At 59.5% G+C, this 21,780-nt stretch carries 23 protein-coding genes; 10 read left to right on the forward strand and 13 right to left on the reverse strand.

Annotated elements, in window-relative coordinates:
* Positions 1–106: 106 nt before the first annotated feature.
* From rplU to proB, 4 genes are all read left to right on the forward strand, one after another.
* A complete protein-coding gene (rplU, locus tag RAE19_RS13390; RefSeq protein ID WP_087496570.1) occupies positions 107–418 on the forward strand; it encodes a 50S ribosomal protein L21 in 312 nt (103 codons plus the stop codon).
* A gap of 11 nt (positions 419–429) precedes the next feature.
* Positions 430–687 carry a 50S ribosomal protein L27 gene (gene rpmA, locus RAE19_RS13395; RefSeq protein ID WP_087496571.1) on the forward strand — a complete coding sequence of 86 codons (258 nt, stop codon included), beginning with the start codon at positions 430–432 and terminating at the stop codon, positions 685–687.
* A 73-nt stretch (positions 688–760) separates the two neighbouring features.
* Positions 761–1,849, forward strand: a complete 1,089-nt coding sequence (cgtA, locus tag RAE19_RS13400; protein WP_313875359.1) for an Obg family GTPase CgtA — start codon at positions 761–763, stop codon at positions 1,847–1,849.
* A gap of 79 nt (positions 1,850–1,928) precedes the next feature.
* On the forward strand, positions 1,929–3,065 hold the full coding sequence (gene proB, locus RAE19_RS13405; RefSeq protein ID WP_313875360.1) for a glutamate 5-kinase: 1,137 nt from the start codon (positions 1,929–1,931) through the stop codon (positions 3,063–3,065).
* Positions 3,066–3,101: 36 nt separating this feature from the next.
* On the opposite strand, the gene RAE19_RS13410 is transcribed toward proB, so the two are convergent.
* Both RAE19_RS13410 and RAE19_RS13415 read right to left on the reverse strand, forming a co-directional pair.
* Positions 3,102–3,623 carry a CNP1-like family protein gene (locus tag RAE19_RS13410; protein WP_313875361.1) on the reverse strand — a complete coding sequence of 174 codons (522 nt, stop codon included), beginning with the start codon at positions 3,621–3,623 and terminating at the stop codon, positions 3,102–3,104.
* Positions 3,616–4,242: an RNA pyrophosphohydrolase gene (locus RAE19_RS13415; RefSeq protein ID WP_313876239.1), complete on the reverse strand. Its 627-nt coding sequence runs from the start codon at positions 4,240–4,242 to the stop codon at positions 3,616–3,618. Before RAE19_RS13415 ends, RAE19_RS13410 begins: the two co-directional genes overlap by 8 nt.
* A gap of 91 nt (positions 4,243–4,333) precedes the next feature.
* Between RAE19_RS13415 and RAE19_RS13420 the strand changes: the two genes are divergently transcribed.
* Positions 4,334–6,076 carry a proline--tRNA ligase gene (locus RAE19_RS13420; RefSeq protein ID WP_313875362.1) on the forward strand — a complete coding sequence of 581 codons (1,743 nt, stop codon included), beginning with the start codon at positions 4,334–4,336 and terminating at the stop codon, positions 6,074–6,076.
* Complete coding sequence (locus tag RAE19_RS13425; protein ID WP_313875363.1) at positions 6,073–6,717, forward strand: lytic transglycosylase domain-containing protein; 645 nt, start codon at positions 6,073–6,075, stop codon at positions 6,715–6,717. Before RAE19_RS13420 ends, RAE19_RS13425 begins: the two co-directional genes overlap by 4 nt.
* Here RAE19_RS13425 and RAE19_RS13430 read toward each other — a convergent pair.
* Both RAE19_RS13430 and grxD read right to left on the reverse strand, forming a co-directional pair.
* Positions 6,714–8,588 (reverse strand): putative bifunctional diguanylate cyclase/phosphodiesterase, encoded by a 1,875-nt coding sequence (locus RAE19_RS13430; protein WP_313875364.1) that lies wholly within the window; start codon positions 8,586–8,588, stop codon positions 6,714–6,716. The two genes, RAE19_RS13425 and RAE19_RS13430, sit on opposite strands and share 4 nt — an antisense overlap.
* Before the next feature lie 71 nt (positions 8,589–8,659).
* Complete coding sequence (gene grxD, locus RAE19_RS13435; protein WP_313875365.1) at positions 8,660–8,986, reverse strand: Grx4 family monothiol glutaredoxin; 327 nt, start codon at positions 8,984–8,986, stop codon at positions 8,660–8,662.
* A gap of 116 nt (positions 8,987–9,102) precedes the next feature.
* On the opposite strand from grxD, the gene RAE19_RS13440 reads away from it, so the two are divergent.
* Complete coding sequence (locus RAE19_RS13440; RefSeq protein WP_313875366.1) at positions 9,103–9,579, forward strand: FKBP-type peptidyl-prolyl cis-trans isomerase; 477 nt, start codon at positions 9,103–9,105, stop codon at positions 9,577–9,579.
* A gap of 168 nt (positions 9,580–9,747) precedes the next feature.
* Entirely contained in the window at positions 9,748–11,487 is a 1,740-nt protein-coding gene (leuA, locus tag RAE19_RS13445) for a 2-isopropylmalate synthase (protein WP_313875367.1), read from the forward strand.
* A 48-nt stretch (positions 11,488–11,535) separates the two neighbouring features.
* Here leuA and RAE19_RS13450 read toward each other — a convergent pair whose 3' ends face one another.
* The 4 genes from RAE19_RS13450 to hemA form a co-directional block, all read right to left on the reverse strand.
* The gene (locus RAE19_RS13450; RefSeq protein ID WP_313875368.1) at positions 11,536–11,874 is read right to left on the reverse strand and encodes a zinc ribbon domain-containing protein YjdM; all 339 of its coding nucleotides are present in this window, start codon (positions 11,872–11,874) and stop codon (positions 11,536–11,538) included.
* A gap of 70 nt (positions 11,875–11,944) precedes the next feature.
* Positions 11,945–12,778 carry a peptide chain release factor N(5)-glutamine methyltransferase gene (gene prmC / locus RAE19_RS13455; RefSeq protein WP_313875369.1) on the reverse strand — a complete coding sequence of 278 codons (834 nt, stop codon included), beginning with the start codon at positions 12,776–12,778 and terminating at the stop codon, positions 11,945–11,947.
* A gap of 275 nt (positions 12,779–13,053) precedes the next feature.
* Positions 13,054–14,175, reverse strand: coding sequence for a peptide chain release factor 1 (gene prfA, locus RAE19_RS13460; protein ID WP_313875370.1), 1,122 nt, complete (start codon positions 14,173–14,175; stop codon positions 13,054–13,056).
* A 149-nt stretch (positions 14,176–14,324) separates the two neighbouring features.
* Positions 14,325–15,584, reverse strand: coding sequence for a glutamyl-tRNA reductase (gene hemA, locus RAE19_RS13465; RefSeq protein WP_313875371.1), 1,260 nt, complete (start codon positions 15,582–15,584; stop codon positions 14,325–14,327).
* Between the two features lie 76 nt (positions 15,585–15,660).
* On the opposite strand from hemA, the gene RAE19_RS13470 reads away from it, so the two are divergent.
* A complete protein-coding gene (locus RAE19_RS13470; RefSeq protein ID WP_313875372.1) occupies positions 15,661–15,930 on the forward strand; it encodes a hypothetical protein in 270 nt (89 codons plus the stop codon).
* Positions 15,931–15,975: 45 nt separating this feature from the next.
* The gene (locus RAE19_RS13475; RefSeq protein WP_313875373.1) at positions 15,976–16,638 is read left to right on the forward strand and encodes an HAD family hydrolase; all 663 of its coding nucleotides are present in this window, start codon (positions 15,976–15,978) and stop codon (positions 16,636–16,638) included.
* Here RAE19_RS13475 and ugpQ read toward each other — a convergent pair.
* From ugpQ to ugpB, 5 genes are all read right to left on the reverse strand, one after another.
* Positions 16,625–17,443: a glycerophosphodiester phosphodiesterase gene (gene ugpQ, locus RAE19_RS13480; RefSeq protein ID WP_313875374.1), complete on the reverse strand. Its 819-nt coding sequence runs from the start codon at positions 17,441–17,443 to the stop codon at positions 16,625–16,627. The two genes, RAE19_RS13475 and ugpQ, sit on opposite strands and share 14 nt — an antisense overlap.
* Entirely contained in the window at positions 17,440–18,477 is a 1,038-nt protein-coding gene (ugpC, locus tag RAE19_RS13485) for a sn-glycerol-3-phosphate ABC transporter ATP-binding protein UgpC (protein ID WP_313875375.1), read from the reverse strand. The genes ugpQ and ugpC overlap by 4 nt, the downstream gene beginning before the upstream one ends.
* 49 nt (positions 18,478–18,526) lie before the next feature.
* A complete protein-coding gene (gene ugpE, locus RAE19_RS13490) occupies positions 18,527–19,378 on the reverse strand; it encodes a sn-glycerol-3-phosphate ABC transporter permease UgpE (protein ID WP_313875376.1) in 852 nt (283 codons plus the stop codon).
* The gene (gene ugpA / locus RAE19_RS13495) at positions 19,378–20,265 is read right to left on the reverse strand and encodes a sn-glycerol-3-phosphate ABC transporter permease UgpA (protein WP_313875377.1); all 888 of its coding nucleotides are present in this window, start codon (positions 20,263–20,265) and stop codon (positions 19,378–19,380) included. The genes ugpE and ugpA overlap by 1 nt, the downstream gene beginning before the upstream one ends.
* A 62-nt stretch (positions 20,266–20,327) precedes the next feature.
* Positions 20,328–21,647 carry a sn-glycerol-3-phosphate ABC transporter substrate-binding protein UgpB gene (gene ugpB, locus RAE19_RS13500; protein WP_313875378.1) on the reverse strand — a complete coding sequence of 440 codons (1,320 nt, stop codon included), beginning with the start codon at positions 21,645–21,647 and terminating at the stop codon, positions 20,328–20,330.
* Between the last annotated feature and the right edge of the window lie 133 nt (positions 21,648–21,780).

Here is a 21,780-nt window from a genome sequence, read left to right on the forward strand (position 1 = left end):
CTTGCTCTGCGCTGTCTTGGGCTGCTTTGACGAATTACAAGTAAATGTTATACTCCTAGGCTCTGTAAAAATTCATTTGCAGAATTTCCTAGTCGAAGAGGTCAACATGTACGCGGTCATAAAAACCGGCGGCAAGCAATATCGTGTTGCTGCTGGCGAAAAAATTAAAGTAGAACAGATTGCTGCGGACGTAGGCCAAGAGATCGTGATCGACCAGGTTCTGGCAGTCGGAAACGGCGCTGAACTGAAAGTCGGCACACCCTTGGTGTCCGGTGCGACCGTTACGGTCACAGTAATTTCCCACGGAAAGCACGACAAAGTGCGTATCTTCAAGATGCGTCGTCGTAAGCACTACCAGAAACGTCAAGGTCACCGTCAGCAGTTCACCGAACTGCAAATCGGCGCGATCAAGGCTTAAAGGAATAGGTCATGGCACAGAAAAAAGGCGGCGGCTCTACGCGCAACGGACGTGATTCCAAGCCAAAGATGCTCGGTGTGAAGGCTTTCGGCGGTGAGTTGATCAGCGCTGGTTCCATCATCGTGCGTCAACGCGGCACCAAGTTTCACGCTGGCGACAACGTCGGCATGGGCGTGGACCACACTCTGTTTGCACTGGTGGACGGCAAAGTGTCGTTCGCAGTCAAGGGTGCGTTGAACAAGCACACAGTGAGCATCACTGCAGCGTAATCTGCACTGGCTCCCCCGAGAAACCCTGCGCCCTCAGCGCGGGGTTTTTCATTTCTAACCTCGGTGTACGACCATGAAGTTTGTTGACGAAGCCTACATTGATATCTCCGCGGGAGACGGTGGCGCGGGTTGCGTTTCCTTCCGGCATGAGAAGTACAAAGAATTCGGTGGCCCCAACGGGGGCGACGGTGGCCGCGGCGGCCATGTCTTCGCAGTAGCGGACCCCAACCTGAATACCCTGGTGGACTACCGCTTTGCCCGTCGCTACGATGCCAAGCGCGGCGAGCACGGCATGGGCTCCGACATGTTCGGTGCCGCCGGTGATGACATCACCCTCAAAATGCCGGTCGGGACCATCATCACTGACGCTGAAACCGGCGAAGTGCTGTTTGAGCTGCTGCAGCCGGGCGAAGTCATCACCATCGCCAAAGGCGGTGACGGCGGCTTTGGGAATATGCGTTTTAAAAGCGCAATCAACCGGGCACCACGTCAAAAAACCCCGGGCTGGCCTGGCGAAAAACGCAACCTGAAGCTGGAGCTCAAGGTGCTGGCCGATGTCGGCCTGCTGGGCATGCCCAATGCGGGCAAATCTACTTTCATTTCCGCGGTATCGAATGCGCGCCCGCGTATTGCCGACTATCCCTTCACCACGCTGCACCCCAACCTGGGTGTGGTGCGCGTCGGCCCAGAGCAGAGCTTTGTCGTAGCCGATTTGCCCGGCTTGATTGAAGGCGCTGCGGAGGGTGCAGGCCTCGGACATCAGTTTTTGCGGCATTTGCAGCGTACCCGCTTGCTCTTGCACGTGATCGATATGGCGCCTTTTGATGAGGGTGTGGATACCGTTGCGCAAGCGAAAGCCATCGTCAATGAGCTCAAGAAGTACGACGAAGAGTTGTACAAAAAGCCCCGCTGGCTGGTGCTGAACAAGTTGGACATGGTCCCCACGGATGACCGGGTTGCGTTGATCAAAGACTTTGTCAAACGCTACAAGTTCAAAGGGCCGGTGTTTGAGATTTCTGCGCTGACCCGAGAGGGTTGCGAGCCTCTGATCAAAGAGATTTACAAGCACATCAAGGCACAGCAGATCGCCGAGATGCCGCATGTCGAGATCGATCCGCGATTTGCGCCGGGATCGACAGATTCAGACGCGCCGACGGAGTGAATCTGATCTTCGGATCCTTTGGTTATTGCTACGATATTTATAGCTGCTCACGCATATTCGATTAGGGCTACAGGCATCAATGAATCAAAAATTCAGCTCATCTGTTCTGCGTGATGCACGTCGTGTCGTGGTCAAGGTCGGCTCCAGTCTGGTCACCAATGATGGCCGCGGTTTGGATGAGCAGGCTATCGGTGAGTGGTGCCGCCAATTGGCGCATTTGATTCGTGATGGCCGCGAGGTCATCATGGTGTCGAGCGGCGCCATTGCCGAAGGCATGAAACGTCTGGGCTGGGCAACCAGGCCGAAAGCGGTGCAGGAGCTGCAAGCGGCTGCGGCTGTGGGCCAGATGGGCCTGGCTCAGATGTACGAAACCAAGCTGCGTGCCAATGACTTGGGCAGTGCCCAAGTGTTGCTGACCCACGCTGACCTTGCCGACCGTGAGCGCTACTTGAATGCCCGCTCGACCTTGCTGACGTTGTTGAAGCTCGGCGTGGTTCCGGTGATCAACGAGAACGACACGGTCGTCAACGATGAGATCAAGTTCGGCGACAACGACACCTTAGGTGCTTTGGTGGCCAATTTGGTGGAGGCGGATGCCTTGGTCATCCTCACCGACCAAAAAGGCCTTTTTACCGCGGATCCTCGCAAAGACCCTGCCGCCACTTTTGTGAGCGAAGCGAAGGCTGGCGACCCGGCCTTGGAGTTGATGGCCGGCGGCGCCGGTAGCAGCATTGGCCGTGGCGGAATGCTGACCAAAATTTTGGCGGCCAAGCGGGCTGCTGGTTCTGGCGCATCGACCGTGATTGCCTGGGGGCGTGAGCCAGATGCCTTGATCCGCCTGACGCAGGGCGATGCAATTGGCACCTTGCTGATTGCCCAGACCCAAAAGAACCAGGCCCGCAAGCAATGGATGGCCGACCATCTGCAAATGCGCGGCGCCGTGGTTGTGGATGCCGGTGCAGCTGCCAAAGTGCGGGATGAAGGCAAGAGCTTGCTGCCCATTGGCATGCTGCAGGTCGAAGGCGAGTTCTCGCGCGGCGATGTGATTGCGGTGCGCGACGAAACCGGCCTTGAGGTCGCCCGTGGACTGGCCAACTACGCCAGCGCCGAAGCCCGCCTGCTGTGCCGCAAGCCTTCTGCAGAGTTTGAGCGCCTGCTCGGTTACGCAGCAGAGCCAGAAATGGTTCACCGCGATAACCTGGTACTCACCCGCTAAGTGGGCTAATCTGGCCCCAGTTAGCCAGCACTGTGACTATTGCTCGCTAGGCGCCCGGTAGTTCGGCGAGTTCTTTCCGAATTTCAGCGCGTTGAGAATCTCGGCTTTGCTGCCCGCGACCCGCGAGTCGCACGCAGCTTGGCGGGCAAATACGCGGGCGTGGGGGGAAGGCAGATTGCCCATCACATCGCGCCAGACAGGTGCGCTCACCACAGACCAGTTGCCGGATGAGCCTGCCCGGGCGTAGGTTTTGACCTCGCCGGTGAGGCAGCGAATACCTTCGTACATCGCGTTGCTCGTTCCGCTGGCGTTGGTCATCACTGCTACGTAACGCACCACGCCATCGCCCCCGACCATGATGGTCGACGGATCAATACCCACTTTGACAGTTACAAAGTTAGGCATATCCAGTGGCAGCACCTTGGACGTGGAAAACGCAGGAGCCGGGGGCTCCTTTTCTTCGGTCCAGTCAGGGTTGTCCAGTGTGTTCTGGGCGCCAGCAAAGCCCACGCACCCCCCGCAAATCAGGAGGGCTAGGGCGGATCGCAAGTTAATCATGGTGTGTGGGTGCATTGGTCCCCGGATCCGGCTCAAAAGACGCCCCAGGTGGCAATTCCATATGGTTAGGCTGCAGGCGGTCGAAACCGCTGTCTGCATCGCGCGTGCGATTACCGCCATGCCGCAGATAGCGGTTACGACTCTCGTGACGCGGCAGGTAGCGAGATAACTCGGTCAGCGCCATTTCATAGACGCCACGTTTGAATTCCACCACAGCGTCCAGCGGGACCCAATAGTCGTTCCACCGCCAGGCATCAAATTCCGGGTGGTCGGTGGCACGCAGGTTCAAATCCCAGTCGTGGCCCACCAGCTGCAGAAGAAACCAGATCTGCTTTTGCCCTTTGTAATGTCCGCGAGCATCTCTGCGGACAAATCGGTCCGGCACCTCGTAGCGCAACCAGTCGCGGGTACGGGCAACAATGCTCACATGCTCCGGTTGGAGACCCACCTCTTCATGCAACTCCCGGAACATGGCCTGCTCGGGGGTTTCCCCCCGGTCAATGCCACCCTGCGGGAACTGCCACGAGTGTGTGCGTATGCGTTTGCCCCAAAATACCTGATTTTTCTGGTTGAGCAGGACGATGCCGACATTGGGCCGAAATCCGTCCCGGTCAAGCATAATCAAACCCCAATTTTTAAACTTCATTCATTATGCACAGCGAATGCGGTGCATCAAGGTCTGAAGCTCCTTGTAGTTCACCGAGCGACCCATGAAAGCCTCCCAATTTCTGATTTCCACCCTCAAAGAAGCACCCACCGATGCCGAAGTGGTGAGCCACAAGCTCATGATGCGTGCGGGCATGATCAAAAAGCTGGGTGCCGGCATTTACAACTACATGCCTATGGGATTGCGGGTGATCCGCAAGGTGGAAGCCATCGTTCGTGAAGAAATGAACCGGGCTGGCGCCGTCGAATTGACGATGCCCGTGGTCCAGCCTGCGGAGCTGTGGCAAGAGACCGGGCGCTTTGACAAGATGGGCCCCGAGCTGCTTCGTATCAAAGACCGCCATGACCGCGACTACGTGGTCCAGCCCACCAGCGAAGAGGTGGTGACGGACATCGCCCGTCAGGAAATCAAGAGCTACAAGCAGCTGCCCAAAAACCTGTACCAGATCCAGACCAAGTTCCGCGACGAGCGCCGCCCCCGTTTTGGCCTGATGCGTGGCCGCGAATTCATCATGAAAGACGCGTACAGCTTTGACCGCGACCAACACTCGGCCAAGGCCAGCTACCAAGTCATGGCCAAGGCCTACCGCCGCATTTTTGACCGCTTCGGGCTGACGTACCGCGCAGTTGCGGCAGACAGCGGCGCCATCGGTGGTGACTTGAGCGAAGAGTTTCAAGTTATTGCAGCCACAGGTGAAGATGCGATCGTGTACTGCCCAACCAGCGATTACGCGGCCAATATGGAAAAAGCAGAGTCGTTGGCGCCTGTAGCGCCCAGAGCGTCTGCGCAAGATGCTATGGAAAAAGTAGCAACACCCGGAAAGAGCACCTGTGAGGACGTGGCTGCGTTGTTGGGTGTGGCACTGAACACGACCGTGAAGTCTTTGGTGCTGGCGACAGACGAGAAAGATGAGCACGGCGCGGTCAAGAAAACCCAAGTCTGGCTCTTGCTGCTGCGTGGCGACCATGACATGAACGAGGTCAAGGTCGGCAAGCTGCCAGGTCTGGCCGAGTTCCGATTTGCCACCGTGGGTGAGATTGAAGAACACTTCGGCTGCAAGCCCGGTTACTTAGGGCCCATTGGCCTGAAGCAGCCACTCAAGATCGTGGCGGACCGCGATGTAGCCGTCATGGCCGACTGGATTTGTGGTGCCAACGAAGAAGGCTTTCACATCCGGGGCGTCAACTGGGGCCGTGATCTGCCGGAGCCCGACATGGTCGCGGATCTGCGCAATGTGGTCGAAGGCGATGCCTCTCCCGATGGCAAAGGCGTGCTGGCGATTGAGCGCGGCATCGAGGTCGGCCACGTGTTCTACCTGGGTACCAAGTACAGCAAGGTAATGAATGCGACCTTCCTGGATGTGAACGGCAAGCCCCAGTTCATGGAAATGGGCTGCTACGGCATCGGGATCACCCGCCTGCCTGCCGCGGCAGTTGAGCAGAACCACGATGACAAGGGCATCATCTGGCCCGACGCACTGGCACCTTTTACCGTGGTGCTGTGCCCGATCAACCCGGACCGTTTCCCCGACGTCAAGGCAGCCGCTGACAAGCTCTACGAAGAGTTGTTGGCTGCGGGTGTGGACGTGATTCTGGATGATCGCAACGAGCGCCCCGGCGCCATGTTTGCAGACTGGGAGCTGATTGGCGTGCCCCACCGTGTGAACATTGGCGATCGCGGTTTGAAAGAGGGTGTGGTCGAGTACCAGCACCGCCGCGAGAGCGCGGCTACCAGCGTGGCGGTCGCCGATATTGCTGCGCTGTTGCTGGGCAAGTTGACGGCATGACTAAGCCGGTAGCCGCATCCGGCGTTACTCGCCGGATCGGGCTGCAGCGCTTGTTTCTATTAGGCGGCTTGCTATCGTTCTCGCAGCAGAAGGCGTGGGCAGGCAGGCAACTGGAAGAGCCCTTGGTGGACTCGGTGCGAACAGCGCTGTCGTCTGCCATCTCCAACTCGGCACCGCCGATTCCTGAGTTCCAGGACACCGAGAGCCGCTTGAATTACTTGCGCTGGCTGGGTGCCATGAGCGAGCGACTCAAAAAGAAAAAGCCGGAGTGGGATGTGCGGCGGGAGTTTTTGCAGACCGTCTGGTACGAAAGCAAGCGCGCAGGCCTGGATGTGTCGCTGGTACTGGGCCTGATTCAGGTGGAGAGCAACTTCCGCAAGTTTGCCGTGAGCAGCGTGGGCGCACGGGGCTATATGCAAGTGATGCCGTTCTGGACACGGGTGCTTGGCGACGGCGACGCCGGCAAGTTGTTTCACATGCAAACCAACCTGCGCTTTGGCTGTGTCATCTTGCGCCATTACCTCGAGCGCGAGCGGGGCGATATGTTCTTGGCTTTGGGGCGCTACAACGGCTCGCGTGGCAAGGCGCCTTATCCCAATGCCGTCATGGCGAACAAGCGCCTCTGGGATTGGGCCGGTTAAGCCCGAGCACGCCAATAGGCCTCAAAGTCATCGGCGGGCATGGGCCTCGCATACAAGTAGCCTTGCCCCTGGTCGCAGCCCATGCCACGCAGGGCCTCGGAGGTCGCTTCGTTTTCCACCCCCTCTGCCGTAACCTTCAAACCCAAGCTGTGGGCTAAGTGAATGATGGCGCTGACCATGGCGACGTCCTTTTCGCCTTGCAGCAAGCGGCGAACAAAGGATTGGTCGATTTTGAGCTTGTGCACCGGAAACCGCTGCAGATACGACAGGTTGGAATAGCCTGTGCCGAAGTCATCAATCGCCAGCCGGATCCCCGAGGCCTGAATCCGCGAGAGGGTCACAATGAACTTCTCGGTGTCGGCAATCAGGGTGGACTCGGTGACTTCCAGTTCCAACTGGCCATGGTCCAGACCGGTGGTCTGCAGGGCGTGGGCAATCACTGCTTCAATATTGCCGCGACTGAATTGCACCGGTGAGAGGTTGACCGACACGAACAGCGGGCCTGCGCCCATGGTTCGCCATGCCTGCATCTGGCGGCAGGCCTCGTTGAGCACCCACTGGCCGATATCGACAATCAGGCCGGACTTTTCTGCCAAGGCAATGAACAGCCCCGGCGACACCATCCCCAGCTTGGGGTTTTGCCAGCGGACCAGTGCTTCCGCCCCGATCAGCGCTCCGGTGCGCAGGTCCAGCACCGGCTGGTAGTGCAGCACGAATTCTTCTTGTGCGACCGCTTGGCGCAGGCTGGAGATTAGGTGGAGGCTTTCCGTGATGCTGCTGCGAATGTCTTCGCTGAAGATCCGGTAGGTGTTGCGCCCCGCTTTCTTCGCCTCGTACATGGCGAGATCCGCATGCCGCAGCAACTCGTCAAAGGTAGTGCCTTGGGCCGGGTAAATCGCTACACCAATCGAGCACGATGCCAGCACCTCTTCGCCCCGTAAGCGAAAGGGGGCTTGCATTTTGAGGAGCACTTGTTCGCTCACCAGCGCGATATCGTCGGCGCTGGTGAGTTCGGTCAGACCGATCAGAAACTCATCTCCGCCCTGGCGGCACACCACGTCGCTTTGCCGCACCGTCTCGCGCAGGCGCTGGGCGACCTGAACCAGGAAATCATCGCCCGCCGAATGACCCGCAGAGTCATTCACATCCTTGAAGTTGTCCAGATCCACAAATAGCAGGGCGACATGGGTGCCGTTTAGTGAGGCTTGCCGCATGGCGTCGGTCAGCAGAGCATTGCCCAACAAGCGGTTGGGCAAACGTGTCAGCCCGTCATGCTGCGCAAGGTAAGTGAGGTTTTTTTCTGAGGCATGGAACCGCGCAATCTGCGCGCGCAGGCGGACCAGTGCGTTTTGCATGTCATAGGTCAGAAACCAGATCAGAAAGCCGTTCACCAGCAAAATCGACAGGCTGTCCGAGAGCCGGTCCATATCGGTGCCCGGGGTGACGCCGGTTCGCCAGCCATACAGCGTGCCAAGACCGAGGGCCAATACACACACCAGCATGAGTGCCAGTAGTGCCCAAAAGTGCCGGGGCTTGAGCAACTGGCCCGCACCGATCAGGATGACCGGGTAACCGAGGAGCGATGAGTCCCGCAGGCCATCGCTGAACCACATGATGCTGAACAAAGACAGGGTCGCGGTGCTTAGCACCAGCCCTGCAGCGGCTTCATGATGGCCCCGGTAATTCAGCCACTGGCAGGGAAGCATCATGGCCGCACCCACAGTGAGCGCGATCACTACATCCCAGCGGGACTGCAGGCTGTACTGGATCGCCGTGCCCGTGAAGGCGATGAAAACCAGCAGCCCGAATTGAAAAACCCGAAGGCTGCGAATCTCGATGTCTTCGATCTCGTCGGTGAACGCGGTAGACACAGCAGACTCCCTGCAACACGCAATAAATCTGCAGTGCCCGGTCTAAGGTGCCGGGCTGTCCGCAGGTGAATTTAGCCGGCTTGGGTGCCCAGCACTTGCACCAGTTCGCCGGATTCGTACATTTCCATCATGATGTCGGAGCCGCCGATGAACTCGCCCTTGATGTAGAGCTGGGGAATAGTGGGCCAGTTGCTGTATTCCTTGATGCCTTGGCGAATGCCGTCGTCTTCCAGCACGTTCACGGTTTTGACGGTTTTGGTGTCCACGCCACACGCCTTGAGGATCTGGATGGCCCGGCCGGAAAAGCCGCACTGCGGGAAGCTGGCGTTGCCCTTCATGAAAAGCAGGATGTCGTTGGATTTCACCAGTTCGTCAATACGTTGTTGTGCGTCGCTCATGTCAGTACTTCCAAGTAGATAGTTAGATACCCCGATTATTTCACCATCGCATTTGCCTGTCGTCGGTACGGGCGAACGATGCACCCCCTTGACCGCTTTTTAGGATAATCAAGCCCATGAACATCACCAAAAACACCGCAGTCACCCTGCAATTCAAGATTTCCGACACCACCGGCAAGTTACTGGACCAAAGCCAGGAGCCCATCGCCTACCTGCACGGCGGCTACGGAAACACCTTCCCCAAGATCGAAGAGGCGTTGGAAGGCCAGGCTGCCGGTTTTGCCACCACCATCGAGCTCGCACCCGCCGATGCATTTGGTGAGTACAACGAAGCACTGTTGCAAACCATCCCCAAGACCCAGTTTCCCCCGGGCGTCAAGGTCGGCGGCCAGTTGGAAGGTCGCTCGGAAGACGGTCAGAGCATCGTCTTCAACGTGGTCAAGATCAAGGGCCCGGTGGTGCATTTGGATGGCAATCACGCTTTGGCCGGCAAAACGCTGCGTTTTGCGCTAAAGGTGCTGGAAGTGCGTGCTGCCAGCGAAGAAGAAGTGGCACACGGTCACGTGCATGGTGCTCACGGACACCACCACTGATTGCGAGCTTTAAATCGCCGGCCTCTTTGAATTTCTCGATGGGCTGTTTTGTTGGCACGATCTGCCAATAAATTTTAAAAATAGGCAAACTGCGCAATCGGCTGCCTGACCTGCGGGGCTAAGATACCAGTCTAGATATTGGTGTCATGCCCTTCAGGAGTTTTTGCCGTGTTGTCCAACCCCGCTACCAAATACCGCGCCTTCCCCGCCATTGACTTGCCGAATCGGCAGTGGCCCACGCGCAGCATCACCCAGCCGCCTATATGGATGAGCACGGACCTGCGGGACGGCAACCAATCCCTGTTTGAGCCCATGAATGCGGAGCGCAAGATGCGCATGTTCCGCACGTTGCTGCAAGTGGGTTTCAAAGAGATCGAGGTCGGCTTCCCCAGCGCCTCGCAAACCGACTTTGACTTTGTGCGCGAATTGATCGAAGGCGGCCATGTGCCGGACGACGTGACCATCGAGGTGCTCACCCAGTCCCGCGAGCACCTGATCCGACGCACCATTGAATCGCTCAAGGGCGCCCGCCGCGCCATCGTGCATGTGTACAACGCCACTGCACCTGTGTTCCGCGACGTGGTGTTTGGCATGAGCAAACCCGAGGTGAAAGAGCTGGCCGTGTCCTCGGTGCGCTTGATCAAAGAGATCACTGCCACCATGCCTGAGACCGAGTGGGTGTTGCAGTACAGCCCCGAGGTGTTCACCAGCACCGAACTCGAGTTCGCGTGCGAAGTGTGTGACGCCGTCACCGCCGAGTGGGGTGCCACGCCTGCCAACAAGGTGATCCTCAATTTGCCGGCTACCGTAGAAGTGTCCACCCCCAATATTTATGCTGACCAGATCGAGTGGATGCACACTCATTTGGCCCGCCGCGACAGCGTCATCCTCAGCCTGCACCCGCACAACGACCGCGGCACTGGCGTGGCGGCGGCTGAGCTGGGCATGATGGCCGGCGCCGACCGCGTGGAAGGCTGCTTGTTCGGCAACGGCGAGCGCACCGGCAACGTGGACCTCGTCACCCTGGCCCTCAACATGTACACCCAGGGCGTGAGCCCCGGCCTTGATTTTTCGGACATCAACGCCATTGCCCGCACCGTCGAGCATTGCAACCAGTTGCCTATTCACCCACGCCACCCGTATGTGGGTGACTTGGTGTTTACCGCGTTCAGTGGCTCCCACCAGGATGCCATCAAGAAAGGCTTTGCCGCCCAAAAGGCAGCCGGCCCGGATGCGATGTGGAATGTGCCCTACATGCCCATTGACCCCGCCGACGTGGGCCGCAGCTACGACTCGGTGATCCGGGTCAACAGCCAGTCCGGCAAGGGCGGTGTGGCCTATCTGATGGAAGCCGAGTTCGGCGTGGTCATGCCGCGCCGCCTGCAGGTCGAGTTTTCGGGCGAGGTGCAAAGCTACACCGACAGCCATGGCGGCGAAATGAGCGCGCAAAACATTTGGGATCTGTTTGACGCCACCTACCTGAACGCGGCTGATGCCAAAGTGCGCTATGTGGAGCACCACCTGTTTGACCACCCCGGCCAGACCGGCAAGGCCCATGTGCAGGGCATCCGCATCGGCGTGGAAGTGGACGGCCAGTCTATGCTGATCACCGGCGAAGGCAACGGCCCTATCGACGCAGCAGTGCACGCCCTGCAAACCATTGGTGTCAAAGTGCAGGTGCGCAGCTATGAAGAGCGCAGCACCAAAGCCAGCACCGACGCGGGTGATGCGCAGGCCTGTGCCTTCCTGGAGCTGGTGGCTACGAATGGCGATACCGGCAAGGGCGGCGAGCGCTTTGGCGTCGGTATGGACACCAACATCGTGACCGCTTCGGTCAAGGCCTTGATCAGTGGTGTGAACCGCTTGAGGTTGGTGGATGTGGATGCGGCGGAGCCTGTCGCAGCCTGATTACGCTCACTGATGAAAAGCCGGGGCAGCGCAAGCGCCCCGGTTTTTTTATGCCTTTTTCAGGAAGCAAGCCTTGAGCATGAAGCTGCCGCCGTCCATCTTGCAGTCCACCTCGTGGTCGCCCCCCACCAGGCGGATGCTTTTGACCTTGGTGCCCTGCTTGAGCACGGTGGAGCTGCCTTTGACTTTCAGATCTTTGATCAGCACCACCGCATCGCCGTCCTGCAGCACCTGACCGTTGGAGTCTTTAACGACTGCGTTGTCTTCGTCATCCGCCGCTGCAACAGCCTGTGGCCATTCAAAGCCGCAGTCGGCGCACACAAAGTTGCTGCCGTCGGGGTAGGTGTTTTCCAGAGTGCATTGCGGGCAGGCGGGAGTTGTGGGCATGGATTCTTTCTATGTGCTATCAATTCAGTAGCTGCTGGCGCAATAAATATGAGCGCTAGAGCTCAATTTCTTATAAATCTGGAGCGGTCCACTGGCCGCCGCTGCAGCGCTCGATCCCGGCCAAGTCCTGGCGGCTTTGCACGTTGGCGAAGCCTGCAGCCTCCAAGAGCGCCCGCACGTCAGCAGCTTGGTCATAGCCGTGCTCCAGCAGCAGCCAGCCGCCGGTCTGCAGCCGGGTCTTGGCTTGGTCGATGATGGTGCGGATGTCGTCCAGCCCGTCATCGCCCGCGGTGAGTGCTTGGCGCGGCTCAAAGCGCAGGGCGGGCAGGTGTTCGTCGTCCTCGCGGATATAGGGCGGGTTGGAGACGATGGCCTGAAACACGCCCTCTGTGCCATTGAGCCAGGAGCCTTGGCTGAAGGTCACCGCCAACCCCAGCCGCTGCGCATTGGCTTGTGCGACGGTCAGTGCGGCGTGGCTGTAGTCCACCGCCTCCACCTGCAGCGCAGGCCGCGTAGACTTGAGTGCCAGCGCAATCGCACCGCTACCGGTGCCCAGGTCCACCACTCGGGCTTCGGGCATTGGCTCCAACACATTCAGCGCCCAGTCGACCAGCGTTTCAGTGTCAGGGCGGGGCACCAACACATCGGAGTTGACCTGCAGGTTCAGCCCGTAAAACTCCTTGTGCCCCACGATGTAGGCCACCGGCTCGCCGGCCAACCGGCGCGCAACATAGCCCTGTAGCGAGGTGTTGACCGCTTCGCTCACCAGGTCCGTGTCGTGGGCGAGCAACCAGGCCCTTCCTGCCCGCGGCTGACCCAGCGCGTGCAACAAAAGCAGGCGGCTGTCCGTCAGATCCAGGCCCCGGGTTTGCAGGGTGGCGATGGTTTGCGATATGGAGGGCATATTTGCTCTAAATTTGATAGCGAACGGTGCAGGGGAAACGAGGGCTAAACGCCTAAAGCTCCCAAAAACCAGCTTATTCTGCTTTGCGTAGGGGGGTCAAACAAAGTCCATTGGATTCACAACAACATACCTCCGTGTCTTTCGGAGGCGTATGCATCAGGCACCGGGAGTTAGGGCGGCTGGGCGTTTTGCGCAGGTCAAGGAGGAGCCCGCAAAGCGGGCGGGGGACACGGAGCAAAGCGCCCAGCCGCCCCAACTCCAACCCGTAAGCAAACTCAATTTAAGCTGTTTTCCAACGCCGCCAACTGCTGCGCCGCTTCATAGGCTTGCAGGGCTTCGATCACATCGTCCAAGTCGCCTTCCATCGCGCGGTCCAGCTTGTACAGGGTCAGGTTGATGCGGTGGTCGGTCAGCCGGCCTTGCGGATAGTTGTAGGTGCGGATGCGGTCGCTGCGGTCGCCGCTGCCCACCAAGCTCTTGCGCTCGGCGGCGTCTTTGGCGGCGCGTTCGGAGCGGTCCTTCTCGTGGATGCGGGCGGTCAGCACTTTCAGGGCCTGGGCCTTGTTGCTGTGCTGGCTGCGGCCATCTTGGCATTCGGCCACGATACCGGTGGGAATGTGGGTGATACGCACCGCCGAGTCGGTCTTGTTGATGTGCTGGCCACCGGCGCCGCTAGCGCGGTAGGTGTCAATGCGCAGATCCGAAGGGTTGATTTTGATGGCTTCCGCCTCGTCCTGCTCGGCCAACACGGCAATCGTGCAGGCGCTGGTGTGGATGCGGCCTTGGGTTTCGGTAGCCGGCACCCGCTGCACGCGGTGGCCGCCTGATTCGAACTTGAGCATGCCGTAAGCGCCGCAGGAGCCCGCGCTGGTGGTGGTACTGCCTTCGATGCGGAGCACCACTTCCTTGTAACCACCCAGCTCGCTTTCAGACGCGCTCATGATCTCGGTGCGCAGGCCTTTGGCGTCGCAGTAGCGGGTGTACATGCGGGCGAGGTCAGCGGCAAACAGGGCGGATTCGTCACCCCCCGTGCCGGCGCGGATTTCCACAAACGCGGGGCGCGCATCGTCCGGGTCCTTGGGCAGCAACATGCGCTGCAGTTCTGCCTCTAACTGGGCCATCTCGGCAGTGGCACCGTCAATTTCTTCTTGCGCCATGGCGAGCATGTCCTCATCGCCCGCCGCATCACCCAGCATTTCCTGCCCTGTGGCCAGATCAGCCTCGCGCTGCTGAAAGCGCCCCCAACGCCCGGCTACCGCCGCCACATCGGTGTGCTCACGTGAGAGCTTGAGGAACTGCTCCATGTCTTTCATGATGTCCTCGCGCGAAAGCAAAAACTCCAGCTCCCCTTGGCGGTCTTTGTACTTGGCAAGCTGTTGGCGAAGAAACGGTTTCATGAGTGGCTAAATGGTGAGGCGATGAATGCAACGGCAGTAGAAGCTTTGTCGAAGCGAGAAAACAAAATGTGGCTGTTAAAGCCCCCCTCTTGCCCCATGGGGGAGAGGGGCTGGGGGAGAGTGGGGTGAACCCCGAAGCTTGACCCCAGCTAACGCTTATTCCGCAAGAAAAAGTGCGAAATCGCATTGCCCGCCCGCTCACGCGCTGCAGCGTCCCCGGCGTGCAGCTCGGCCATGGCGCCATGCAGCATTTTCTGGCTCAGGCCTTTGGCCAAGGCTTCGAGCACTGCGTCCACATCTTCGCCCTTGGCCAACATCTTGCGGGCGCGGGCCAGTTCCATCGCGCGCCATTCTTCGGCTTGGGCGTTGAGCTGCTGAATCAGGGGCACCGCGCTGCGCTGGTCCACCCAGTGCATAAAGCTTTGCACCCCGGCGTCCACAATGGCCTCCGCCTGGGCCACGGCGGCCTGGCGGTTGGCTTGCGCGGTTTGCACCACACCCGCCAGGTCGTCCACGGTGTAAAGGTACACATCGCCCAGCGCTTTGACTTCGGGTTCAATGTCGCGCGGCACGGCCAAGTCGACCATGAACATGGGGCGGTGCTTGCGTTTTTTCAGCGCCCGCTCCACCGCGCCCAAGCCGATGATGGGCAGGGTACTGGCGGTGCAGCTGATGACCGCATCGAACTCGTGCAGCCGCTCGGGCAAATCCGCCAGGCGCATGACTTCGCCGCCAAAGCGGCTTGCCAGCTTTTCGCCTCGCTCTAGCGTGCGGTTGGCAATCGCGATGGCCTTGGGGTTCTTGGCCGCAAAGTGCGTGGCGCAGAGTTCGATCATTTCGCCCGCACCCACAAACAGCACCTTTACCTTGGCCAGGTCTTCAAACAAATTACCGGCCAGGCGCACCGCGGCAGCGGCCATGCTGATGCTGTGTGCGCCGATCTCGGTTGAGGTACGCACCTCTTTGGCGACGGCGAACGAGCGTTGGAAGAGCTGGGAGAGTGTGGTGCCCAAAGCGCCTGCCTCGTCAGCGACTCGCACCGCGTCTTTGAGCTGACCCAGGATTTGCGGCTCGCCCAGCACCATGCTGTCCAGGCCACTGGCCACGCGGAAGGCATGGCGGGCGGCTTCCTGGTCTTCCAGGCGGTAGGTGTGGGAGCGCAGTTCGTTGGCCGAGATGCCGCCGCTCTGGGCCAGCCAGGCGAGGGTATGGTCTAGCGCAGCTTCATCGCCGGCACAGTAGATTTCGGTGCGGTTGCAGGTGGAGACGATGGCCGCTTCCGGGGGGCGTGCCATGCTCTGGCGCAGCCCGTGGAGCTGCGGTGCAATCTGGTCACTGGCGAACGCAAACCGGCCCCGCATATCCAGCGGTGCGGTAGTGTGATTGATGCCTAATGCCCAGACTGCCATATGTTTAGACGCCGATTATAAAATCCAGCGTCTACCCACCCCGCCAAAGCCTCGATTGGCCTTTGCAATGACCGCCATGGGCCCACTCGATCTCCTGAACCACCTGTTGAATTTTGCGGCTCCCGCCTTGTTCGTGGGTTTGCTGTTGGCCCTTCTGGCGCCACTTTTGTATAAAAAAGTGCCGGTGGCGCACGGTTTGCGAGCGCAGGTAGCTATTAATTTTGTAGCGGGTCTGGTGGCCTTGGTGGGTGGGCTCGTGTTCTTCGGGCGCGACGGCAAGATGCTCAGCTATGCCGCCATGGTGCTGGCCTGTGCCGCCAGCCAGTGGTGGGCCATGCGCCGCTGAAGCGCTGCAGGCTCTTTTTTCTATTTCTTTTTTCCCCGGAGTTCTATGTCATCGCGGTTCAAGGCAGTTTTGTTTGACCATGACGGCACTTTGGTCGATTCCGAGGCGGTGCACCACGCTTTGTGGAACCAGGTGCTCCAGCCCTATGGCGTAGAGATTCCGCGGGATGTGTACATGCAGCATTACTCCGGCGTGCCCGCCTTGGCCAATGGGGAAGATGTGCGGCAGCGCTACGGCCTATCGCCCAGCGCCGAGGCCCTGGCAGAGGCCAAAAACAGCGTAGCAGCGCTGTATCTGCAAACCCACGCCTTCCCGCTGATGCCCGGCGTGCGCGAATCACTGGCGCGCCTGAACGCTGCCGGTCTGCGCAAAGGCGTGGTCACCGGCGCGCGCATGTTTGCCATCGCCGCCACCTTGCGCTCGCACGCCATGGCGCCGGAGTTTGAGGTGGTGGTGTCTGCCGATGAGGTGGTGCACAGTAAGCCGGCCCCCGATTGCTACCTGCTGGCACTGCAGCAGATGGGCCTGCAAGCCAGTGAGGCCGTGGCATTTGAAGACACCGAGCACGGCGTGGCGTCTGCCATCGCAGCCGGTGTGGCATGTGTGGCCATACCCACCCCGATGTCAGCCGCCCAGGATTTCAGTGCGGCGACTGTGGTAGTCCAGGATATGGCCGCCGCGGTGGACTGGGTGCTTAAGCAGGGCTGAACAAGTCCACCCGGTCGGTGATGATGCCGTCGGTGTGCAGATCCATCAGCCGCTGTGCGGTGGGCTCGTCATTCACGGTGTAGCTCAGGGTGCGCATGCCGGCGGCTTTGGCTTGGGTCACGGTGCTGCTGTCCCAAAGCTTGTGGTTGCACACAATGGCGTGGCAACCCAGGCGCTGGGCGGTCTCGAGCCAGCCGCTCCAGAGTTCATCTAGCAAGAGGCCGCGGGGCAGCTCTGGCTGGGTGGCTTGGGCGCCTTCCAGGGCCTCAGTGGAAAAGGAGGTCAGCAATGGCGGCACAGGCTGGCCGGCCCACAGGCGGCCAGCGTGCCGGGCCACGACCTCTCCGGTGTGGCGCTCGGTACCTGGCGTGGGTTTGATCTCGATATTGAGCAAATAGCCGTTGCGGATGCAGTAGGCGGCAATGCCGTCCAGCGTCGGGATGGTTTCACCCGCATACGCGCGGCTGTGCCAGCTGCCGGCATCGAGTTGGCTCAGGGTGGACCAGCTGTGATTGCCCGCAATCGCTTCATTTGCTACATCTTTGATAGCTACTCGCGCATATTCCACCTGCGCCAGAGCCTGATTGGATGCATTCGTGGTACGGGTGAGGGTGGCGTCGTGCAGCAAGAATGGCACGCCATCCGCGCTGAGTTTGACGTCGCATTCGAACATGCGGTAGCCGTGGCTGGCCCCCAGGCGAAAGGCGGATAGCGTGTTCTCTGGCGCCAGCTTGCCGGCACCCCGGTGCGCCACCCAGCGGGGGTAAGGCCAAGCGGGGAGGTCGAACACGTTCTCTGCCGTCATACCGACTCCAACCGCTTGCCGGTCGTGGCGTCGAAGTGGTGAATGCGGTCAGCGCGCGGCGTCACATGCAGCGTGGTACCCAGAGCCGGTGCAGGCTGCGACTCTTCGATACGGATGATGACCGTCTCGTCTGCATCCGCGGCGTTCAATTTGTGCGCCCATTTGCCGTAGATCAGGCGCTCGGCGCCCAGCATTTCGACGGCTTCTACTTGCAGAGCCCAGCCGCCAGGGGTGATGTCCAGATGCTCGGGGCGGATGCCGGTGATCACACCAGCCTTGGCATCCGGCGCGTTTTTGAGCAGGTTCATGGGCGGCGAGCCGATGAAGCTGGCCACAAAGGTGCTGGCCGGGCGGGTGTAGACCTCTTCGGGCGTGCCGAATTGCTCCATCACGCCGCCATTCATCACGATCATGCGTTGGGCCAGGGTCATGGCCTCGACCTGATCATGCGTCACGAACAGGCTGGTAATGCCCAGCTCGCGGTGCAGCTTCTGGATCTCCAGGCGCGTCTGGGCGCGCAGCTTGGCATCAAGGTTGGAGAGCGGTTCGTCAAACAAAAACACCTGGGGCTGGCGCACGATGGCCCGGCCCATGGCCACACGCTGGCGCTGACCGCCTGACAGAGCCTTGGGCTTGCGCTCGAGGTAGGGGGCGAGTTCGAGAATCTTGGCGGCTTTGTCGACGCGGCGCTTGATCTCGTCCATGGGCACATTGGCGATCTTGAGGCCGTAGGCCATGTTCTCGAACACGCTCATGTGGGGGTAGAGCGCATAGTTCTGGAACACCATGGCAATGTCGCGCTCGCTGGGCTCCAGGTCGTTGACCACGCGCCCGCCGATGGAGATTTGGCCTTCGCTCACTTCTTCCAGGCCGGCCACCATGCGCAATAGCGTGGATTTGCCGCAGCCACTGGGGCCGACGATGACGATGAATTCACCATCCTGAATTTGGGCATTCACCCCGTGGATGACTTGGTTGGCCGTTTTGCCGCTGCCGTAGCGCTTGATGATGTTGTGTAGTTCGATGGAAGCCATAAATTACCGTAATAGGGGTTGTAAGGGGTGACGTCGGGGTGGCGAGGGCTTATTTCTCGGTGTCCACCAAGCCTTTGACGAACCACTTTTGCATCAACATGACGACGAGTGCCGGGGGAATCATGGCCAACATGGCCGTTGCCATGACGATGTTCCACTCGGTTTGCGCATCGCCACCAGAAATCATTTGCTTGATGCCGATCACCACGGGGTACATGTTTTCTTCGGTGGTGACCAGCAGGGGCCAGAGGTACTGGTTCCAGCCGTAAATAAACTGAATCACAAACAGGGCGGCAATGCTGGTGCGGGACAGGGGGACCAGAATGTCCTTGAAAAAGCGCATGGGTCCGGCGCCATCGACCCGGGCTGCTTCGACCAACTCTTCAGGCACCGTCAAGAAAAACTGGCGGAACAAAAAGGTGGCGGTGGCAGAGGCAATCAGGGGAACCGTCAGGCCCGCGTAGCTGTTGAGCAGGCCCAAATCCGCCACCACCTGGTAGGTGGGGCCGATACGCACCTCGACCGGCAGCATCAGGGTCACAAAAATGGCCCAGAAGAAACCCATGCGGAACGGGAAGCGGAAGTACACGATGGCAAACGCCGAGAGCAGCGAGATCGTGATTTTGCCGATGGAGATGGTCAAGGCCGTGATCAGGCTGACCACCATCATGCGGCCCACCGAAGCGTGTGACCCAGAGCCTTGACGCTCGCCACCCAACGCGGTGGCGTAGTTGTCGAGCAAGTGGCTGCCGGGCAGCAGCGGCATGGGCGACTGCACCACCGCGTCGGCGGTGTGGGTGGAAGCCACAAAAGTGATGTAGATCGGGAATGCCACGATGAGCACCCCGATGATCAGAATGGCGTGCGACAAAAAGTCCAGCCAGGGGCGTCGTTCGACCATCAGTAATTCACCTTTTTCTCTACGAATCTAAATTGCACCACCGTCAGGGCGATGACGATGATCATTAGCACCACAGATTGGGCCGCTGAGCCGCCCAGGTCCATGGCCTTGAAGCCGTCGAAATACACCTTGTAGACCAGGATGGCGGTGTCTTTGCCCGGGCCGCCTTTGGTGGCCGCATCCACAATCGCAAACGTGTCAAAAAACGCGTACACGATGTTGATGACCAGCAAAAAGAAGGTGGTGGGGGACAACAAGGGGAGCTGTATCGTCCAGAACCTGCGCCAAGGGCGGGCACCATCCATGGAAGCCGCCTCGATCAGCGACTTGGGGATGGACTGCAGACCGGCCAGGAAGAACAAAAAGTTATAAGAAATCTGCTTCCACACCGCGGCCATCACGATCAGCGCCATGGCGTGGTCGCTGTTGAGCAGAGGGTCCCACGACATGCCGAGCTCCCGGATGCCGTAGCTGACGATGCCGATGCTGGGCGCAAACATGAACAGCCAGAGCACACCGGCCACCGCAGGGGCCACGGCATAGGGCCAAATCAAAAAGGTGCGGTAAACGCCAGACCCTTTGACCACCCGGTCGGCAAAAATGGCCAGGGTGAGCGACAGCGTCAAGCCCAGCACCGCCACCAGCAACGAAAAAATCGCCGTCGTTTTGAAGGATGCGAGGTAGGAGGCGTCGTTCCAGAGATTGCGGAAATTGTCGAGCCCGACAAACACCACCGAGGTGCCGAAGGCATCGCTTTGCTGCACCGATTGCAGCAGCGCCTGCGCTGCAGGCCAGAAAAAGAAGATAGAGATGACGGCTACCTGCGGTGCGATCAACACCCATGGCAGCCATGCAGATTTGAAAACGACGCGTTTTTCAGCAGCCATATGTCCCGATCAGAAATGCAAAGTGGCGGCAAAAGCCGCCACTTGTGAGGAAGTGAAAAACCTTACTGGTTCGCTTTTTCGAAACGCACCAGGAGTTCATTGCCGCGTGTTACGACGGAGTCCAGCGCTTCTTTGGCTGTTTTTTTGCCAGCCCAGACTTGTTCGAGCTCTTCATCCTCGATCGCACGGATTTGGACATAGTTGCCCAAACGGATGCCGCGGGATTTGTCAGTGACCTTGCGGATCATCTGGTTCACCGCGACGTCAGTACCGGGGTTCTCTTTGTAGAAGCCCGACTTTTCAGTCAACTGGAACGCGGCAGTCGTGATCGGCAGGTAGCCGGTGCGCTTGTGGCTGGCAGATTGGATTTCAGGCTTGGACAAAAAGTCGAAGAACTTAGCAATGCCTTTGTATTCTTCTGCTTTTTTACCGGACATCACCCACAGGCTGGCACCACCGATAACGGTGTTTTGCGGGGCGCCGGGTACGTCTTGGTAGTGCGGCAGCGGGGCCAAACCGAAGTTGAACTTGGCGTTCTTTTTGACGTTGCCGTAGAAACCACTGGAGGTAGTCATCATGGCGCACTCACCGGACACGAAGCTGGCTTCAGGCACGTTACCGCGGCCCTTGTAGACAAAAATGCCTTGTTTGGCCATGTTCGCTAGGTTTTCAATGTGGCGCACATGCAAAGGCGAGTTGATTCGCAAGCGTGCATCCAAGCCAGCCAAGCCGTTTTGCTTGGTGGCAAATTCGACGTTATGCCAAGCCGAGAAGCTTTCCAGCTGTGTCCAGCCTTGCCACGCGATGGACAGCGGGCACTTGTGTCCATTGGCCTTGAGCTTGGCGCCTGCCAGAGCCACTTCGGCCCAGGTAGCGGGTGCTTTTTCCGGGTCCAGACCTGCGGCCTTGAACGCATCCTTGTTGTAATAAAACACGGTGGTCGAGCTGTTGAACGGGAAGCTCAGCATCTGGCCATTGGGGGCGGTGTAGTAGCCGGCCACTGCGGGCACGTAGACCTTGGGGTCAAACTTGTAGCCTGCGTCGGTCATGACCTTGCCCACAGGCACGATCGCGTTCTTGCTCGCCATCATGGTGGCCGTGCCGACTTCGAAAACTTGCAGAATGTGCGGTGCGTTGCCGGCGCGGTAAGCCGCAACCGCTGCGGTCATGGATTCGTCGTAAGTGCCTTTGAAGGTCGGCAGGATGCGGTATTCCTTCTGGCTCGCGTTGAACTCTTTGGCCAAGTCGTTCACCCATTCGCCGTTGACGGCGGTCATGGAGTGCCACCACTGGATGTCGGTTTGGGCCTGGGCTTGTGTCGGAATGGAGAATGCTGCAGCGGAAATGGCTGCAATAGACAGTGCTCTGCGGGTAATAGACATGGAATCTTCCTGATGAACGAATGACGCGACTTTATGGGTGCTTCATTTCAATTTTGTGTCACGTCGATTACACACCGAGGTTTCTGACCGGATGGTCAGGGGTTTCCATTAGAAAAGCCCGTGTATAGGCGGT

The organism is Rhodoferax potami, assembly GCF_032193805.1.
Classification (GTDB): domain Bacteria; phylum Pseudomonadota; class Gammaproteobacteria; order Burkholderiales; family Burkholderiaceae_C; genus Allorhodoferax; species Allorhodoferax potami_A.

What these genes read in the sequence shown, in the direction of transcription:
- rplU (WP_087496570.1), top strand. Translation starts at nt 107, where the DNA reads ATGTACGCGGTCATAAAAACCGGCGGCAAGCAATATCGTGTTGCTGCT.
- rpmA (WP_087496571.1), top strand. Translation starts at nt 430, where the DNA reads ATGGCACAGAAAAAAGGCGGCGGCTCTACGCGCAACGGACGTGATTCC.
- cgtA (WP_313875359.1), top strand. Translation starts at nt 761, where the DNA reads ATGAAGTTTGTTGACGAAGCCTACATTGATATCTCCGCGGGAGACGGT.
- proB (WP_313875360.1), top strand. Translation starts at nt 1,929, where the DNA reads ATGAATCAAAAATTCAGCTCATCTGTTCTGCGTGATGCACGTCGTGTC.
- RAE19_RS13410 (WP_313875361.1), bottom strand. Translation starts at nt 3,623, where the DNA reads ATGATTAACTTGCGATCCGCCCTAGCCCTCCTGATTTGCGGGGGGTGC.
- RAE19_RS13415 (WP_313876239.1), bottom strand. Translation starts at nt 4,242, where the DNA reads ATGCTTGACCGGGACGGATTTCGGCCCAATGTCGGCATCGTCCTGCTC.
- RAE19_RS13420 (WP_313875362.1), top strand. Translation starts at nt 4,334, where the DNA reads ATGAAAGCCTCCCAATTTCTGATTTCCACCCTCAAAGAAGCACCCACC.
- RAE19_RS13425 (WP_313875363.1), top strand. Translation starts at nt 6,073, where the DNA reads ATGACTAAGCCGGTAGCCGCATCCGGCGTTACTCGCCGGATCGGGCTG.
- grxD (WP_313875365.1), bottom strand. Translation starts at nt 8,986, where the DNA reads ATGAGCGACGCACAACAACGTATTGACGAACTGGTGAAATCCAACGAC.
- RAE19_RS13440 (WP_313875366.1), top strand. Translation starts at nt 9,103, where the DNA reads ATGAACATCACCAAAAACACCGCAGTCACCCTGCAATTCAAGATTTCC.
- RAE19_RS13450 (WP_313875368.1), bottom strand. Translation starts at nt 11,874, where the DNA reads ATGCCCACAACTCCCGCCTGCCCGCAATGCACTCTGGAAAACACCTAC.
- prmC (WP_313875369.1), bottom strand. Translation starts at nt 12,778, where the DNA reads ATGCCCTCCATATCGCAAACCATCGCCACCCTGCAAACCCGGGGCCTG.
- prfA (WP_313875370.1), bottom strand. Translation starts at nt 14,175, where the DNA reads ATGAAACCGTTTCTTCGCCAACAGCTTGCCAAGTACAAAGACCGCCAA.
- hemA (WP_313875371.1), bottom strand. Translation starts at nt 15,584, where the DNA reads ATGGCAGTCTGGGCATTAGGCATCAATCACACTACCGCACCGCTGGAT.
- RAE19_RS13470 (WP_313875372.1), top strand. Translation starts at nt 15,661, where the DNA reads ATGGGCCCACTCGATCTCCTGAACCACCTGTTGAATTTTGCGGCTCCC.
- RAE19_RS13475 (WP_313875373.1), top strand. Translation starts at nt 15,976, where the DNA reads ATGTCATCGCGGTTCAAGGCAGTTTTGTTTGACCATGACGGCACTTTG.
- ugpQ (WP_313875374.1), bottom strand. Translation starts at nt 17,443, where the DNA reads ATGACGGCAGAGAACGTGTTCGACCTCCCCGCTTGGCCTTACCCCCGC.
- ugpC (WP_313875375.1), bottom strand. Translation starts at nt 18,477, where the DNA reads ATGGCTTCCATCGAACTACACAACATCATCAAGCGCTACGGCAGCGGC.
- ugpE (WP_313875376.1), bottom strand. Translation starts at nt 19,378, where the DNA reads ATGGTCGAACGACGCCCCTGGCTGGACTTTTTGTCGCACGCCATTCTG.
- ugpA (WP_313875377.1), bottom strand. Translation starts at nt 20,265, where the DNA reads ATGGCTGCTGAAAAACGCGTCGTTTTCAAATCTGCATGGCTGCCATGG.
- ugpB (WP_313875378.1), bottom strand. Translation starts at nt 21,647, where the DNA reads ATGTCTATTACCCGCAGAGCACTGTCTATTGCAGCCATTTCCGCTGCA.